Here is a 15782-nt window from a genome sequence, read left to right on the forward strand (position 1 = left end):
TTCCCTCCGGGCCTTGGGCCTCAGTGCGCCATGAGAACGGGCAAGCGTGTCTGCGCCATCATCGTTCGCGTTGTTCCGCCAAAGACGGCCTGGATCATACGGGCATGCCCATAGGCGCCCATGACCACCAGATCCGCCCCTGCTTCGATGGCGCGGTCCTGAATGCATTTGCCGATTTCCTGCCCGCCGCTGGGGTATTGCGTCAGCGTGACATGGCAGCCGTGATGGCTGAGCCATGAGGCTATGTCGGTGCCGGGGTCCGCACCATCCTGGTCGGGGCTGGTGACCGGGTCAAAGCACCCGATAACGACCTCGTCCGCACCTTTCAGATACGGCAAGGCGACATGGGCTGCGCGCGCCGCTGCCGCGCTGCTGTTCCATGCCACAAAGACCTTGGCGCGGGGACTCGAGGGGGACCCGTTCAGCATCAACCCGGCGGGGGACTGGAACAGGACACCATAGGCCGCCTCTCGCTCAATCTCGGGCGCGTCACGCAAATTGGGCGCCAGGCAGGCCACATCGCTGACCCGGGCCTGACGTGCGACCGCGGCAGACAGTTCGCTTGTCACGCACATGACGGACTGGACGCTTCCAAAGGTACCGCTGCGCGAGAGCAATGTATCGATATCATCCCTGCGTTCGGATTGTGCGCGGCGGGACTGGTTCAGCGTGTCGGCCCAATGATCGGGGATGTCGATCGATCCGTAAGGCAATGCGCCAAACGAGCCGATGGGCAGCGTCGGCGTCCGCGCAAGAAGAAGGCAGCTAAGGTGCGTTTCCGTTTCCAAAGCCGCCTCGGCCTGTGCCGAAATGGCCTCGTCTGGTGTGTCCTGATCAATCACGAACAGGGTCGTTGTGCGTTGCATGTTGGCGCTCCGGTTTCCTGGTCGCCACACTGGCGCAATTGCCTCGATCACAAATGACATGGATCAATCGCGATGCGGTCTGTTCTGGCAAAATCCGCGCCACATCAGGTGTCGGACAACAGCAATGGATTTCAAAGACTACTACCGGATTCTTGGCGTTGCCCGGGATGCATCAACAGATGACATCAAGCGGTCGTTCCGCAAGAACGCGCGCAAGTATCACCCGGACATCGACAGCAGCGCGGATGCAGAGGCGAAATTCAAGGATATCAACGAAGCCTACGAGGTTCTGAAGGACCCGGAAAAGAGGGCCGCCTACGATCAGTTGGGGCAAGACCCGCATGGCGGTCACGGCAGCTTTCGCCCTCCACCGGAGTGGGAAGGCGGGTTCCAGTTTTCCGACAGCGCTTACACCGGCGATGGGGCCTTCAGCGACTTCTTTGAAACCCTGTTCCGACGTGGACCGGGCGGTCGGGCCGATATGTATCAAGGGCCCGGTGCAGATACGCATGCAAAGCTGGAAATCAGTATCGAAGACGCCTATCACGGCGCGTCCCGGACACTGTCGCTGCACGCACCCGTTCTTGGCCCCGACGGGCAGGTGACTGTGCAAGACCGGACCGTGACGGTCCACATCCCGAAAGGGGTCAGCGAGGGGCAGCACATCCGGCTGGCCGGTCAGGGCGCGCCGTCCTTGGGGGCCGGACAGGGTGGCGATCTGTTTCTGGAAATCACCTTTGCCGCCCATCCGATCTACCGACCTGAAGGGCGCGATCTGTACCTCGAACTTCCCATCGCACCTTGGGAGGCCGCGCTGGGCGCAAAGGTCGTGATGCCAACTCCGGGCGGCAAGGTTGACCTGCAAATTCCGAAAAACGCGCGCACGGGTCAGAAACTCAGGCTGAAGGGAAAGGGCCTGCCGGGGCCGGTGGCTGGCGATGTCTATGCCACGCTGAAAATCGTGAACCCCAAGGTTACGACAGCCCAGGCACGGGCCCTCTTTGAACGCATGAGCCAGGAAATTCCGTTCGATCCGCGCGCGCATCTTGGAGGATGAAGTTATGAAGAAAGCCGAGCACGCATCAGACATTCTTGAGGCCCTGTCGTTGCAGGAACTCTGCCGGTTTTGTCAGGCTGATGAAGAGTGGGTTGTCGAACTGGTCCAATACGGTGTGCTTGAACCGGTAGGGTCGTCTTCGGACAACTGGCACTTTCGGGGGCGCAGCATCGTGCGGGCCAAAAAGGCGCAGCGCCTGAGCCGTGACCTTGGCATCAATGTTGCCGGAATCGCACTTGTTCTGGAGTTGATCGAGCAACGGGATTTGGCACGCCGCGCCCTCGCGCGTCTGAACGCACTTTAGGGGCGTATCGGGCCGACTACTTTCTCAGGCGATCCTTGTACTTGCGGTACAGGCGTCTGTTGTGCCGGATGAACTGTGTCAGGCTGCGCCCCAGAACCCCGGCATAACTGTGTTTGACATAGATGTACCCCGTGACGGCCGCGACCAGGGCGCCCGCCGTGTTGATCATCAGGTCGCCCATGGTGTCATCCAAGCCCGACTTTTGCATGTTGAGCCCGAACAGTTGGTCCATGGCATATTCGAACACTTCCCACATCGCCCCTGCGGTCATCGCAACGCAAAACGTGATGAACGCAAGGGCTGATGGCGGTGCCGCGAACCTGTCGCCCTCAAACAACATGAAAACGAACAGGAACCCGGTCAGCCCAAGGCCGATCGCGGCGGCCCCGTGCAACACAAGGTCCCACCACCAGACCCGTTCGTAGAAATCCAGTGCCTCGCCCATGAAGACCGAGGCAAAGATGAAGATCGTCGTCGCCAGAAGAAACGGAAGCGGAAGGGACAGAGACCAGCGCGCCGCCAGAAGAGGCGGCAACAGCGACAGACCCAAAGTGGCCAGACTGACAAAGGCAAGGTCCCACCGGGTGGCGGCAAAGGCGGCGAGCGCGGCGGCCAGCAACAGTGCCCAGATCGCCAGCATCAGCGGACCGCCGGTTTTTGCCAAGGATCGCATGTGCGTGTTCCTCCCACCATTCAAAGTTGCAGGGTTCGAACCCATATAGGGACCATGAAAACATCACTCCGCATCGCCAGCTACAATGTGCGCAAGGCCCGTGGTCTGGACCAAAGGCGGAACCCCGAGCGGACGTTGCAGGTCATCAATGATTTGGGGGCGGACATCGTCCTTCTGCAAGAGGCGGACAAACGGCTTGGCCCGCGCAAGGCTGCGTTGCCCCGTGACATGATCGAACGCGAGACGGATTTCTCGGTCGTGGACGTGGCCCACAACGATGTCAGCCTCGGCTGGCACGGCAATGCAATTCTTGTTGCGGATCACGTCGAATACGCGGGCATTGAACGCCTGTCCCTTCCCGGGCTTGAGCCGCGTGGCGCGGTGCGCATTGACGTCGCCATTGGGGCGGGGCTGAGCATGGTTGCCACCCACCTTGGTTTGCGCCGCAAGGATCGGCGCGCCCAGTTGGATAGGATCAACGCCGCGGTGGCGCACAAGACGCACGTTGCCATCGTCGGCGACTTTAACGAGTGGTCGGACAAAAAGGGGCTGGAACCTCTGGCGTCGCGGTTTGCCGTTCATGCGCCGGGCAAGACCTTTCATGCCTCACGGCCCGTTGCCGCGCTTGATCGCATTGCGCTGAGCCATGGTGTCGAGATGCAGAATGCGGGCGTGGCGCAGACCGGCCTGGCGCGGCAGGCATCGGACCATCTGCCGATCTGGTCGGACATATCAGTGCCGCCTGTCACACCTACTTGCTGAACATCACGGGCAGTTGCGCATCGCGCAACAGCGCATAGGTCGTGGCGCCGATCACAAAGTCATAGGCTTTGGAGTGCCCGAATGCCCCGGTCACAATCAGATCGGCCCCCTTTTCAAAAGCGACCTGTTTCAACACCTCGGCGATGTCCTTGTCCCTCGCGTCGCGTTGTTCCAGCGTGGTCTTGAGGCCGTGCCGCGAAAGCGCCTCGGACAACGCGATCCCGCATGCATCTTTCAGGGCATCCCGTTGCGGGCTTGCGACGCGCAGCACTGTAACTGTCGCGCCTGGTGTGGCGAGGCTCAGCAGATCATGTGCGGCCCGGGCGGCCTCTCTCGTGTCGCTCCATCCGAGCAGGATGTTTTCGCCAACGATGTCGCCCTCGTACCCCAATGGCACAACGATGACCGGTCGCCCGCTTTCCCTGATCACCCGCACCTGGCTGTCGCGCTGATCATAGCGGTCATTCTCTGGGTCAGCATGCGCCATGATCACAAGGTCCGCGGCTCTCGCGCTCTCGACCAACCGCTCGGCTGCCGACGCATCCTCGGCCCGCACCAGTCGGAACTCGCTTGGGAAGTCTTCATTCGCCGTGTGCTTGGTGAACACCGCCTTAATCTGTTCCGCTTCTTCCCGCTGGCTTTCGTTGAAAGCGGAAAAGGCGGGCTCGGGAATGTGCATGGCGATGCCGGGATAGATCAGGACGGATTGCAGGGTGTGCAGCCCAACCAGATGCGCATCATGCGCGCGGGCCAGGGGCACGGCCAGCTTCATCAACGTCTCTGCATGCGCGGGCGTCGTCAGGCAAACGAGAAGGGTTTTGATGCGCATCGCACTGCTCCTGTCGGGGACGTGAATTGAGGGGCGAACCGGGCGCCCCTTCAGCTTTCAGCTTTTTTTGATATCAATCTTGCGCATGTCCACGGTTGCGGGCTTTTGGATACGCACCTTCAGAATGCCGTTCTCGACATGGGCCTCGACGGCGTCGTCATCAGGTGTGAACCCAAGCGCGATCTGCCGCCGAAAGCTGCCGTAGCTACGCTCGATCAGGCGGTAGTCGTTTTCGCTTTCCTCGTGCTCGGAACTCTTTTCGCCCTTCAGGATCAACACGTCGCCTTTGATCGCGGCCTCGATGTCGTCTTCCTTCACACCGGGCACTTCGGCGCTGATCTCGACCGCGCCATCGGTTTGAACAACGTCTATCGCGGGCATGACCGCAGCCTGAAACCCGCCCCCCAGGTCAGGCATGGGAAAGCCGGTCCGGAACTGATCAATGAGGCGGTTCATCTCTTTCTGGAAAGACGGGAAAAATGGGGAGTCACCAAGTTCTGAGCGCTGATCTGGCAGGGGATGGCGTGACATCGCAAGTCTCCTTTCTGGGTGTCAGACACGGACATCGTGTCATCCCCAGTCTGCACCGGAACGTGGCCCCCTCGATTGATCGCGATCAATCGAGGGGGTCGTTGCCGGGATAGTCTGGACTCATTGATTTCACGGCCCAAAGGAGCACGCCATGCGCCAATCTGCACTTGTGTCGAGCATTGTCATTTCCATCTCGATTTGCACCGCTGCATGGTCCGAGACCACGACCGCAACAACGGGGGATGACACGTTCTTTGCCGGAGGTGTGGTGACCGAACCCATCGAAACGCTGGGCGACACCTTTGTCTCGGCCCGCAAATCGGATGTGCGCGGCCGCGCGTCGGGGGATCTGCATGTCACAGGCTATGACGTGACTGTTGCGGCTGACACGCGCGAGGACCTTTATGCATTTGGGGGCACTGTTGTTGTCAGTGCAGCAGTTGGTGAGGATTTGACCGCCGGAGGATTCTCGGTGCGCCTGGGCACAGGGTCCGAGACCACTGGAAACGCGCGCCTGTTCGGTAACACCGTGACGGTCGATGGCCCTGTCGAGGGGGCGCTGACCGTGACCGCGCGCGATGTGGTGCTGAACGCCCGGCTTGGGTCGGATGCGCGGATCGTGGCGCAAACCATCTCCTTTGGCCCCAACGCAGAAGTTGCCGGAACGCTGACCTACAGCACGCAAGACAGGATCGCCGTGCCCGAGCGCGTCGCACCAGCCAACCGCGTCGTGTTCGATCCGTTTTCCGGCAAGACCGCGCGTGATGAACTGGCCAACTGGCGCAAGGATCTGCCAATGCTGCCGACCTTCGCGTCGGTCTTTGCCGGGTTCGTCATCTCGCTATTGTTCTTTGTGGCCCTGGGTGCAGTCATGTTGTCATTCCTGCCCAAACCGTTGGAAGCCATGAGACAGACGATTGCAAAGGGACCGGGCCAAACACTGCTGTTGGGCGTGATCGGGTTATCCATGCTCTTTGGGACTGTGCCGATCACGGCATTGACCATCATCGGCCTGCCATTTGTGCCCATCGCCCTGCTCGTGATCGTCGTGGCGTGGACATTGGGCTATGCGTTGGGGGCTTATAGCGTTGCACTGCGGATCTGGTCTGGGCTGGGCGGCGACGCGGACCCGACCCATATCCAACGCCTGATCGTGTTCGCCGCCGCAATCAGTTTCATCGCACTGCTGAACTTTATCCCGTTCGTCGGCTGGGTGGCCAATTACACGCTTGTCCTGCTTGGGATCGGCGCCATGACTCATGCGGTTTTTCAATACCTTGTCGGCAACACAGGGCCCGTTCTGGAGGCGGACTTGACCCTGATGGATGGCTAGGCCGAGCCGGCATGCGCGGGCATCAGGTCAGTCGTCGTCGCCGCGCGACAGGTTCAGCAACGCGTCCGGGCGCAGAAAGATGACCGTGTGATTGTTCTCGATTGCGATGATCTGGGACTTGCGCAGCTGTGTCAGCGCCCGGCTGACCGTTTCTGTCGTGAGGCCGAGGAAATCCGCAATATCCGCGCGGCTCATCGGCAGAACGACCTGGGTGTATGCGCCCAGCCTCTGGCCGACGCGGGCGGACAGCACACACAGGAACGAGGCCACCTTTTCCGCCGCTGACTTGCGCCCAAGCATCATGAAATGGTCCTGCATGGCACTGATCTCTCGCAGTGCGGCCTGCAAAAGCGATCGGTGCAGCGCTGGATCGCCATCGCCGGTCTCCAGTGCGGATCTGCGATAGGGCTGCAGCCGCGTTTCAGTCAAGGCATCACAGTCAGTATGATAACGCCCCTCGGACGGAAAGCCGACAATATCGCCGGGGTAGCCAAAGGCGATGACCTGGCGGCGGCCGTCTTCCAGCAGGCGGGTCAGGCGCAGGACACCGCTGTTGACTTGATAAAGCCAATCGACCTCATCGCCTTCATAATATAGGTAGGACTTTGATTTAAGGCGTTTTTCGGTGGTGCGCTGTGCGTTGGGTGTGACGACATAGAAAGGTTTCGTATCGAAGTGGTCGCTCGGTATCGTGACATACATCTTGGTCGGCCCCCTGAGTGATCTGGAGCCATAGTGACCTATCGATGTATCGCGAATGGGCACACGCGCGCCGGGAATTGTATCATTTTGTATGAGGCATCGCAGACACCTCCCGACTCGTGCTAGTCTGAAACTGCCCCGCCTGCTTGGGAGACTGCCTCGTGCCTGCTCAGACCATACTTGTCGTTGATGATGATCCGAGGGTTCGGAACCTCTTGCGCAACGTGCTTGAGGATGAGGGTTTTGCCGTCGTTGAAGAAGAGAGCGCGATTGGCGTTATGCGCGCGCTGAAACGGGGCCAGGTCGATTTGGTCACGCTGGATATTCACCTTGGCGCGGACAACGGGATCGAACTGGCGCGAGACATCCGGCGGACATCGCGCCTGCCCATCATCATGGTCACGGGCAAGGATGATGTCATTGACCGGGTCGTCGGCCTGGAAGTCGGTGCAGACGACTACATCACCAAACCGTTTCACGTCCGCGAGGTGACTGCGCGGGTCAAGAGCGTCTTGCGCCGGACCCTTGATGTTCAGACGCCTTATGGGGTGGGCGTGGGCGATCAGCCGCCCGTCAGCCAACTCAGCTTTGACGGCATGATCGCAACGCCGGATCGGTTGGAACTGCTGGACCGTGCCGGTCAGGATTGCGGACTGACCAGTGGTGATTTCAAACTGTTGAATGTCTTTCTCGACCGCCCCAAACGGGTGCTGTCGCGTGATCAACTGATGGATTTGACAGGTGGCATCGAATGGACCCCGCTGGATCGCACCATCGACAATCAAGTCGCGCGCCTGCGCAAAAAGATCGAGCGTGACCCCTCAAAACCCCAACTGATCAAGACGGTGCGTGGCATCGGTTACGTGCTGGTCTGCGACGTGCGTCAGGTTCACCTATCGCCATCGCCCGCCAAGAGCGCCTGAAGCCGTAAGGCAAGGTTGGACTGGCGATAAGGTTTGTGCAGGATTTCGTGTTCCTGCCCCTTGGCCATGGCACCCGTGACAACGTCACTCGCGTAACCGGATGTCAGCAGGACCTTGGTGTCGGGGAATTCGGATGCAACCTTGGCGGCCAGATCGTAGCCGTTCAACGTGCCCGGCATGACGAGATCGGAAAACACGATGTCGATATGGGCGCCGTCCGCAAGCATGGCATATGCCTCGTCTCCGCTCGCCGCCTCTTTGGTGTTGAAGCCGAGATCGCGGATACGTGCGATGGACAGTTTGCGCACCTTCGGATTGTCCTCGACAACCAGAACGGTTTCACCCCTGCCCTGGGGTGACTGCGCGCGTTGCTGCTCGGTGTCGTCCTCATCCTCGCCGTCGATAGACGCCGCCATGGCGGGAAAATACAGCCCAAAGCTCGTCCCGTGACCCAACTCACTATACAGCGTGACATGACCGCCTGATTGGCGGACGAACCCGTACACCATGGCAAGGCCCAGACCCGTACCACCGCTGTCGGCCTTGGTTGTAAAGAAGGGTTCGAAGGCGCGGCGCTGTGCTTCGATGCTCATGCCTGCCCCATCATCGCTGACCGACAATCGCACATACTCGCCGGGCTCCATGTCCGTCTCTTGCGCCATGTAGGTGTCGTCAATGGTGACATTTGCGACCGACACCAACAGCTCTCCACGACCGCCCATCGCGTCGCGGGCATTCAATGCAAGGTTCATCAGGGCCGACTGCAATTGCACGGGGTCGACAAGGACAGGGCTAAGCGGGTCGCCGAATTCAGTCTTGATGCGGCAGTTCGCGCCCAATGTGCGTTTCAGAATGGACAGGGTCTCTTCGCACAGGCTGCGCAAATCGGTCACGCGCGGCTTGAGGTGGCTTTTGCGTGCAAAGATCATCAGGCGCGCGGTCAGGTCCGCGCCGAGGGTGGCGGCATCCAGCGCGTCCTTGATAAGTGCGATCTGCCGGTCGGTTGGCCCGCGCATCTCCATCAACTCAAGGTTCCCGATGACCACGGTCAGCAGGTTGTTGAAATCATGTGCGATCCCGCCTGTCATCTGCCCGATGGCATCAAGACGCTGCGACCGGGCCAGGGCCTGTTGCGTGGCATTGCGCATCGTCAGGTCACGCAGGATACCGATAAACAGCGGCGCGCCATCGACATCGGCGCGCGCGACAGACAGGTGCAGGGGAAACACCGATCCATCCTTGCGCTGCCCCTCGACATCGCGGCCGACGCCGATGATCCGTTCCTCGCCCGTTTCGAGGTGATGCGACATGAACCCATCATGCAGATCGGCAAGCGCTCTGGGCATCAGCACATTCACGCTTTGCCCGATCAACTCATCACTGTCGTATTGAAACAGGCGATGCGCCGCCGGGTTCGTGCGGAGGATAACCCCAGCGGCGTCCGACACGACAACTGCATCGACAGTCACATCGAGGATTGCGTGCAACAGGGCACTGTCTTGTGCCGGGGTATCCATTGGTATCTTTCGTTTCCTGTGCGGCGTCAGGATGCTCATGTCTGGGGCGAAACCGAATTGATCCTGGTCAAGTGGGCGCCTCAAATGCGTGCTCTGAGCCTGAAAAGCTCTATTCGGCTGGGTACAAACGCTGCTTGCACCTACGAAGGTTGGCGCGTGACTGATTGTTGCCCTTCATCGTCGCGCGGCTCGCCATGGCGCAACAACCTGTCCGACAGGTTCAGAAACCGCGTCAGGTCAGACAGGGAAATGACGCCGACAAGCTGGCGGCCCTTGACCACCATGTATTTGCGGCACCCGCTGCCTGATATCTGCTTGAACAACGCCTCGATCGTGACATCGGGGGAAATGGTGCTGGCGTCCTCAAGACCGGCAAAGACGTCGCCGACCTGCGTGTTGGTCCAGTTTTCGCGATCAATGTCGGCCAGCACCTTGGGGTCCATATGGCCCAGCAAGACGCCGTTTTCGACCACGGGCACAAAGCTGACATTGCGGCCCAACATGATGCGATTCACAAATTCATCGAGCGACGCGTTGGGATCGACGGTGATCGGATCGGATTGCATCAGGTCGCCCACGGTCTTGTTTTCAAATGCGACCTTGGCCAATTGCTGTTGATAGCTGGCCCGCGCAGCCCCCAAGATGAAAAGCCCGATCATGATGTTCCACAGCCCGGTCATCAGACCACCCTGGAACAGGGCCAGCACACCCAGACCCATCAGGGCATATGCAAATATCGCGCCCGATCTTGCCGCGGTTGCTGTGGCGCGCAGCACGTCGCCGCTGCGGTGCCACAAGAGCGCGCGCAGGATGCGCCCTCCATCCAGGGGAAAGGCGGGCACGAGGTTGAACACCGCGAGAACAACGTTGATCAGGGCGAGATAGGACAGAACCTCGGTCAGCGCCGTTGCGCCCGTCACAATCAGCGACACCTGCATCGATATCCATAGGCTGAGGCCCAGACACAGGCTCATCACCGGCCCGGCCACGGCGATCCAGAACTCGACGCGTGCCGATTGCGGTTCGGCTTCCAACTCGGCCACGCCGCCGAACAGGAACAGCGTGATGTTCTTGATCGGCACACCGAACCGGCGCGCAACCAGCGAGTGGGCCAGTTCGTGCAGCACCAGCGACGCAAAGAAGCACAGCATCGTGACCAGCGCCATGACCAGATAGGTCGCCACATCCCGATCCGGCAGAGCAGTGGGGAAATAGTGGCGCGACAATGCCCAAGTGATCAACGCCGCAATCAAGAGCCAACTGGGGTCGACCTTGATGTCAAAGCCGTTGACGTTGAGCAATTTCACAGCATGAGAAAACATGGAACGCCTCGTATCTGCAGGCAGTTTATCCATGCGCGGCATGCGTTTCGTTGATTTTGCTCAATCGTGTCGGCGCGGGCCGCCGAGATCGCGGTGTTGACCAATATCAATACGCACGGCCACGGTGGCCATAGACCTGTTTCATGCAGATCCCCGACACACCCTTTGCCATAAGTGTCGTCGCGTTCGCACTGTCTGCCGGGTGCGTTTGGGTTGCGGGTGCGCGTCTGGCTTATCTGGCAGACACGCTTGCGGATCGCTTTAACCTCGCCAAATCGCTGATGGGCCTGTTGATCCTTTCGCTGGCGACATCCCTGCCCGAAGTCGCGACCACGCTGTCGGCGGCCATTCAGCAATCCCGTGACCTTGTCCTGAACAACCTGTTTGGTGGCATTGCCCTGCAAACCGCTATTCTGGCCATGTCCGATTTCGTGGCCAAAGGGGCGATCACGAACTACCCGCGCAAGGCCAATCACGCGCTCGAGGCGACGTTGCTGGTCTTCCTTCTTTCGGTTGCCCTGATCGTCATCAACATTGGTGAGACGTTTGCCGTCGCCGGAATCGGGTTTGGCACTGTTATCATCGCCCTTGTCTATGGCGGTGCGATCTGGCTGCTGCGCCGCTATGACGGATCGAATGACTGGGTGCCCGTCGATCTGCCCGATCCCGAGCCTTTGCCGTTCCCGGCGCCTTACGGTCTTGCGGGCCAAAGCGACCGAAGCCTCGTGTGGCAGGCTGTTGTGGCCTGTCTGGGCATCCTTGTCTTCGGATTGCTTTTGGTCGTGTTCGCAGATCGCATTGCCGCGCAATCCGGGCTGGGCACCAGCTTTGTCGGGGTCACGCTCCTGGCTGCGGCGACGTCCTTGCCCGAGTTGACCACCAGCATCACGGCTGTCCGGCTTGGCGCTTACACGATGGCGATTTCCAACATTTTCGGCAGCAACCTCATCATGCTGGTGCTGGTGTTTCCGGCGGACATCCTGTTTCGCGGCGGGCCAATCCTGCGGGATACGTCGGCCACCGTCGGGCTGTCGCTGTCTTTTGGTATCGCCGTGACATCCATCTATCTGATCGGTCTGATCGTGCGCCGCAAACCCAAGGTGGGCCCGTTCGGGCTGGATTCCGTTATTGTGCTGATCCTGTTCCTGGCCAGTCTGATCGCCTACTATCAGGCACGCTGACCAAGGTCGGGTAGCCGTGTCAGCTACCCGTCGATGTCCAGAACCACGCGCCCGTCAATCTGTCCGGCCTTCATCCGGTCAAAGATCGCGTTGATGTTGTCCAGCTTGTCCCATGTGAATGTGGTTTGAACCGACCCATCCGCCGCAAATGTCAGGGCTTCGGTCAAGTCCAGGCGCGTCCCCACAATCGAGCCGCGGATGGTGAGCCGTTTCAGAACAACGTCGAAAATGGGCAAGGGAAAGTCGCCGGGTGGCAGACCGACAAGTGACATGGTGCCGTGTCGGCGCAACATGCCCGTGGCCTGGGCAAACGCCTTGGTCGACACGGCTGTCACCAGCGCGCCATGCACGCCGCCCAGTTGTTTGGTCACCTCGACCACCGGGTCGGTGTCGCGCGCATTGATCACCTCGTCCGCCCCAAGCCGCTTTGCCAGGGCCAGCTTGTCATCGGCAATATCGACCGCGACCACATGCATGCCCATCGCCTTGGCATACTGCACCGCCATGTGTCCCAGCCCGCCAATGCCCGAGATGGCGACCCACTGGCCGGGCCGCACCTCGGTTTCCTTCAAGCCCTTGTAAACCGTCACCCCGGCGCACAGCACGGGCGAGGCTGGCCCGAATTCCAAGCCACCCGGGATCAGGCCGACATAGTTGGCATCCGCAGCCACGTATTCGGCATAACCGCCATTGACGGTGTATCCGGTCATTTGCTGGCTCTCGCACAGCGTCTCCCAACCGCCAGCGCAATGTTCGCACCGCCCGCATGTGGTATGGAGCCATGGGACACCGACCCTGTCCCCTTCCTTGAGATGCGTCACGCCCGCACCGATTTCGGCCACTTCGCCGACACCCTCGTGGCCGGGGATAAAGGGCGCCGTTGGTTTGACGGGCCAGTCGCCTTCCGCTGCGTGCAAGTCGGTGTGGCACACACCACTGGCACGCACGCGCACCAGAACCTGCCCGGGACCGATGCTGGGCACAGGCACCTGTCGAATGTCGAGGGGCTTGCCAAGGCCGGGGACAACAGCGGCTTTCATGGTGCGCGTCATGGGCGTTTCCTTGTCAGGGGTTGTTCAGACGCATGACTAGCGATGCGGGCCACTGCGCGGATTGACAAATCTCAAGCTGACCGGCCTGCGAAACGGTTAATCGAGGCTGAGCGCAGCGGAGCAGGCCAGTGACCCAGACAGCCGAGATCATATGCTATTCCAAGACCGGGCAATCGCGTGCCCTGGCAGACCGGATTGCCGTCGCCATCGAGGGGCACCTGCAGATCGTCACAACCCATTGGTATCACTGGCCCTTCCTCAGTTGGTTGACAGCGGGGCGTGATGGGTATCGGGGCGCGCCAGCCCCATTGAATGAAAGCGTGCACCTGCCCGGCCCCGATGGCCTCGCGGTTGTGGTCGGGCCGGTCTGGGCAGGAAAGCCAGCGGCGCCGGTGAACACCGTGATCGACCGCTTGGTTGATGCGGATGTGCGGGTGGCCGCCGCCCTGACATGCGCCGATGCCAAGGAAAGCACGGCACCGCTTCAGGTGCTGGAACGTCGGCTTGGCCGCCCGTTGATTGCGCAATTGATCGTGTCGAACAAACGTGCCGACGACCCAGACACCGCCGCCCGGCTCAAAGCGTTCACCCTGCATTGCGGCGTCGGGACGGAGTGGCAGGGATGAGTGACACAGTGATCCGGCCACAGGCACGCCCGGCCTCTGCCTCGGACAAAGAACAGCGTACCACGCCGCCCAAATCCGCGGACCAGAAGTTGCACGCGACCCTAGCGCGTCTGACCGGGGGTCTTTCGCCCGCCGCCCTCATGGTCGCGTGGACGGATTGGGCCGCGCATACGGCCCTGTCACCCGACCGGCAGCGTGCCATGCTGTCTGCGGTGGGCGAGGGAATGGGAACCGTTGTGATGTCCGACCCCGGCGCGCAAAGCGATCCGCGGTTTGCTGACCCGTTGTGGCAATTGCCGCCCTATTCCTTCTATCGCGATACGTTCCTGGCCACACAGAACTGGTGGCAAAAGGCGCTGGCGCCTCTGCCGGGCCTCGATCCCAAACATCAAAGAGCCTTGGAATTCTACGCGCGCCAGGCGCTGGACATGGTCAGCCCCTCAAACTTTGCACTGACCAACCCGGTTGTCCTGAACCGTGCGGTGAAGACCGGGAACGCCAGCCTTGCGCAGGGCTGGCAGCACTGGCTGGATGACGCTGTGACCACGGCAACCGGCAAGCCGCGTGATCTTGGGCCGTTCAAGGTTGGGCAGACACTGGCCATCACCCCCGGCGATGTCGTGTACCGAAACCGGCTGGTCGAGTTGATCCGCTATCATCCCACGACACCCGATCTGGCCCGCCCCCCGATCTTTATCGTGCCTGCGTGGATCATGAAGTATTACATCCTCGATCTTTCGCCCGAAAACTCGATGATCGCCTATCTCGTCGCGCAAGGCTTCGAGGTGTTTACCTTGTCGTGGAAGAACCCGGGCAAGGAAGACGCCGATCTTGATCTGAACGACTATCTCAGGCTGGGCATTTCCGAGCCGCTGGCCTGGATGAAGGCCGAACATGGCATCCCCCAGGTGCACGCGGTTGGGTACTGCCTTGGCGGGACGCTGCTGGCCATTGCCGCTGCGGCGGCCGGTGGGACGGACACGGATACCCCGTTTCACACGCTGACGCTGCTGGCCAGCCAGACCGACTTCACCGAACCGGGCGAGTTGGGCACGTTCATGAGCGAAGCACAGGTCGCCTACCTGGAGGACTTGATGGCCGATCAGGGCTATTTGGAAGCTCGGCAGATGGCGGCGGCCTTTCAGATGCTGCGCCCCGCTGACCTGATCTGGAGCCGGGTGATCCGGCACTACCTGCTGGGCGAGCGCACGTCGCTCAACGACCTCATGGCGTGGAATGCGGATGCAACGCGGATGCCCGCGCGCATGCACACCACCTACCTGCGGTCCCTGTTTCTGGAAAACGGCCTTGCCAATCGCACCTACCGTGTCGACGGCAAACGCGTGTCTCTGACCGACATCCGCGCACCAGTCTATTGCCTCGCAACAGAGACGGATCATGTGTCGCCGTGGCGGTCCGTGTTCAAGCTGTTGGCGTTGACCGACACGGATGTTCGGTTTGTGCTGACGAATGGCGGCCACAATGGCGGTGTGCTGTCAGAACCGGGTCACAAGCGTCGCCACTTTCGCGATCTGGACAAGACCGAAGGCACCCGGTTCGTCGGGCCGGATGCGTGGTTTGATGCACAGGCACCCAAGGATGGATCGTGGTGGCCCGACTGGACGACATGGTTGCACGCCCATTCAAGCCGTGGCGCAGTCGAAGGGGATTGGACCGCCCTCGACCCTGCGCCGGGACACTACGTCTTTGACTGATCTGCCGCTTTGGCCTGGATGTCAGCCATGGTGTCGGAACAGAACTGAACGATCTTTCCGGTCTCGTTCTGGTAGTCGTCGATGGCCTTCTGAAGAAATGTCGCCTGGATGTGCTGGACATCGCCCATGTTCTTGGCGTGCAGCAATTCATGCTGGGTTTTCACGTCTTCCTTGACCCGCTCGGCCACGAAATGCAGCCATTCCGCGCCAAAGTCGCTCATGGTTTCGACCCATTTTGTGCCCAGCCACGAGAGTGATCCCAAGCCCGCCATCTGGACGTCAGTCAGCGACTGAAAAACCTTTTCCGGTTCCACAGATGCGCTGGTCTCTGATTTTTGTGATTTTGTCATTGTTGGTGCTCCTCTCTGATGTGCCCGAGTTTCAACCAG

Annotated in this window: 17 protein-coding genes; 8 read left to right on the top strand and 9 right to left on the bottom strand. The window is 60.7% G+C overall.

All coding sequences use genetic code 11. The features are described 5' to 3' along the window. Positions 1 to 20: 20 nt before the first annotated feature. On the bottom strand, positions 21 to 866 hold the full coding sequence (locus ACMHLQ_RS13100) for a universal stress protein (RefSeq protein WP_415401090.1): 846 nt from the start codon (positions 864 to 866) through the stop codon (positions 21 to 23). A 124-nt stretch (positions 867 to 990) separates the two neighbouring features. Between ACMHLQ_RS13100 and ACMHLQ_RS13105 the strand changes: the two genes are divergently transcribed. Further along, positions 991 to 1923: a DnaJ C-terminal domain-containing protein gene (locus ACMHLQ_RS13105; protein WP_415401092.1), complete on the top strand. Its 933-nt coding sequence runs from the start codon at positions 991 to 993 to the stop codon at positions 1921 to 1923. Positions 1924 to 1927: 4 nt separating this feature from the next. Next, on the top strand, positions 1928 to 2227 hold the full coding sequence (locus ACMHLQ_RS13110; protein ID WP_415401093.1) for a chaperone modulator CbpM: 300 nt from the start codon (positions 1928 to 1930) through the stop codon (positions 2225 to 2227). Between the two features lie 16 nt (positions 2228 to 2243). Here the strand turns inward: ACMHLQ_RS13110 and ACMHLQ_RS13115 are convergent, their stop codons facing one another. Continuing rightward, positions 2244 to 2900, bottom strand: a complete 657-nt coding sequence (locus ACMHLQ_RS13115) for a hypothetical protein (RefSeq protein WP_415401094.1) — start codon at positions 2898 to 2900, stop codon at positions 2244 to 2246. 54 nt (positions 2901 to 2954) lie between these two features. Here ACMHLQ_RS13115 and ACMHLQ_RS13120 point away from each other — a divergent pair, with 54 nt between their 5' ends. Further along, on the top strand, positions 2955 to 3662 hold the full coding sequence (locus tag ACMHLQ_RS13120) for an endonuclease/exonuclease/phosphatase family protein (RefSeq protein WP_415401096.1): 708 nt from the start codon (positions 2955 to 2957) through the stop codon (positions 3660 to 3662). On the opposite strand, the gene ACMHLQ_RS13125 is transcribed toward ACMHLQ_RS13120, so the two are convergent. Beyond that, complete coding sequence (locus tag ACMHLQ_RS13125) at positions 3652 to 4491, bottom strand: universal stress protein (protein ID WP_415401097.1); 840 nt, start codon at positions 4489 to 4491, stop codon at positions 3652 to 3654. The genes ACMHLQ_RS13120 and ACMHLQ_RS13125 overlap by 11 nt on opposite strands. A gap of 57 nt (positions 4492 to 4548) precedes the next feature. After that, the gene (locus ACMHLQ_RS13130; protein WP_415401099.1) at positions 4549 to 5022 is read right to left on the bottom strand and encodes an Hsp20/alpha crystallin family protein; all 474 of its coding nucleotides are present in this window, start codon (positions 5020 to 5022) and stop codon (positions 4549 to 4551) included. 151 nt (positions 5023 to 5173) lie between these two features. Between ACMHLQ_RS13130 and ACMHLQ_RS13135 the strand changes: the two genes are divergently transcribed. Beyond that, positions 5174 to 6355, top strand: a complete 1182-nt coding sequence (locus tag ACMHLQ_RS13135) for a hypothetical protein (RefSeq protein ID WP_415401101.1) — start codon at positions 5174 to 5176, stop codon at positions 6353 to 6355. A gap of 27 nt (positions 6356 to 6382) precedes the next feature. Here the strand turns inward: ACMHLQ_RS13135 and ACMHLQ_RS13140 are convergent, their stop codons facing one another. After that, positions 6383 to 7057: a helix-turn-helix domain-containing protein gene (locus ACMHLQ_RS13140; protein ID WP_415401102.1), complete on the bottom strand. Its 675-nt coding sequence runs from the start codon at positions 7055 to 7057 to the stop codon at positions 6383 to 6385. Between the two features lie 161 nt (positions 7058 to 7218). On the opposite strand from ACMHLQ_RS13140, the gene ACMHLQ_RS13145 reads away from it, so the two are divergent. After that, positions 7219 to 7980 (top strand): response regulator, encoded by a 762-nt coding sequence (locus tag ACMHLQ_RS13145; RefSeq protein WP_415401103.1) that lies wholly within the window; start codon positions 7219 to 7221, stop codon positions 7978 to 7980. On the opposite strand, the gene ACMHLQ_RS13150 is transcribed toward ACMHLQ_RS13145, so the two are convergent. Together ACMHLQ_RS13150 and ACMHLQ_RS13155 are read right to left on the bottom strand one after the other, a co-directional pair. Next, positions 7947 to 9497: a PAS domain S-box protein gene (locus ACMHLQ_RS13150; protein WP_415401104.1), complete on the bottom strand. Its 1551-nt coding sequence runs from the start codon at positions 9495 to 9497 to the stop codon at positions 7947 to 7949. The genes ACMHLQ_RS13145 and ACMHLQ_RS13150 overlap by 34 nt on opposite strands. A 140-nt stretch (positions 9498 to 9637) precedes the next feature. After that, positions 9638 to 10804 (bottom strand): site-2 protease family protein, encoded by a 1167-nt coding sequence (locus tag ACMHLQ_RS13155; protein ID WP_415401105.1) that lies wholly within the window; start codon positions 10802 to 10804, stop codon positions 9638 to 9640. Between the two features lie 158 nt (positions 10805 to 10962). Between ACMHLQ_RS13155 and ACMHLQ_RS13160 the strand changes: the two genes are divergently transcribed. Beyond that, the gene (locus ACMHLQ_RS13160; RefSeq protein WP_415401106.1) at positions 10963 to 12000 is read left to right on the top strand and encodes a sodium:calcium antiporter; all 1038 of its coding nucleotides are present in this window, start codon (positions 10963 to 10965) and stop codon (positions 11998 to 12000) included. 23 nt (positions 12001 to 12023) lie between these two features. Here the strand turns inward: ACMHLQ_RS13160 and adhP are convergent, their stop codons facing one another. Further along, positions 12024 to 13052 carry an alcohol dehydrogenase AdhP gene (adhP, locus tag ACMHLQ_RS13165; RefSeq protein WP_415401107.1) on the bottom strand — a complete coding sequence of 343 codons (1029 nt, stop codon included), beginning with the start codon at positions 13050 to 13052 and terminating at the stop codon, positions 12024 to 12026. A 128-nt stretch (positions 13053 to 13180) separates the two neighbouring features. Between adhP and ACMHLQ_RS13170 the strand changes: the two genes are divergently transcribed. Continuing rightward, positions 13181 to 13678: a hypothetical protein gene (locus ACMHLQ_RS13170; RefSeq protein ID WP_415401108.1), complete on the top strand. Its 498-nt coding sequence runs from the start codon at positions 13181 to 13183 to the stop codon at positions 13676 to 13678. After that, a complete protein-coding gene (locus tag ACMHLQ_RS13175; RefSeq protein ID WP_415401109.1) occupies positions 13675 to 15393 on the top strand; it encodes a PHA/PHB synthase family protein in 1719 nt (572 codons plus the stop codon). Before ACMHLQ_RS13170 ends, ACMHLQ_RS13175 begins: the two co-directional genes overlap by 4 nt. Here the strand turns inward: ACMHLQ_RS13175 and ACMHLQ_RS13180 are convergent. Beyond that, positions 15378 to 15743: a phasin family protein gene (locus ACMHLQ_RS13180; protein ID WP_415401110.1), complete on the bottom strand. Its 366-nt coding sequence runs from the start codon at positions 15741 to 15743 to the stop codon at positions 15378 to 15380. The two genes, ACMHLQ_RS13175 and ACMHLQ_RS13180, sit on opposite strands and share 16 nt — an antisense overlap. Positions 15744 to 15782: the final 39 nt, after the last annotated feature.

Origin of the sequence: Tateyamaria algicola, from assembly GCF_047715485.1 — a bacterium.
In the GTDB taxonomy this organism is placed as follows: domain Bacteria; phylum Pseudomonadota; class Alphaproteobacteria; order Rhodobacterales; family Rhodobacteraceae; genus Tateyamaria.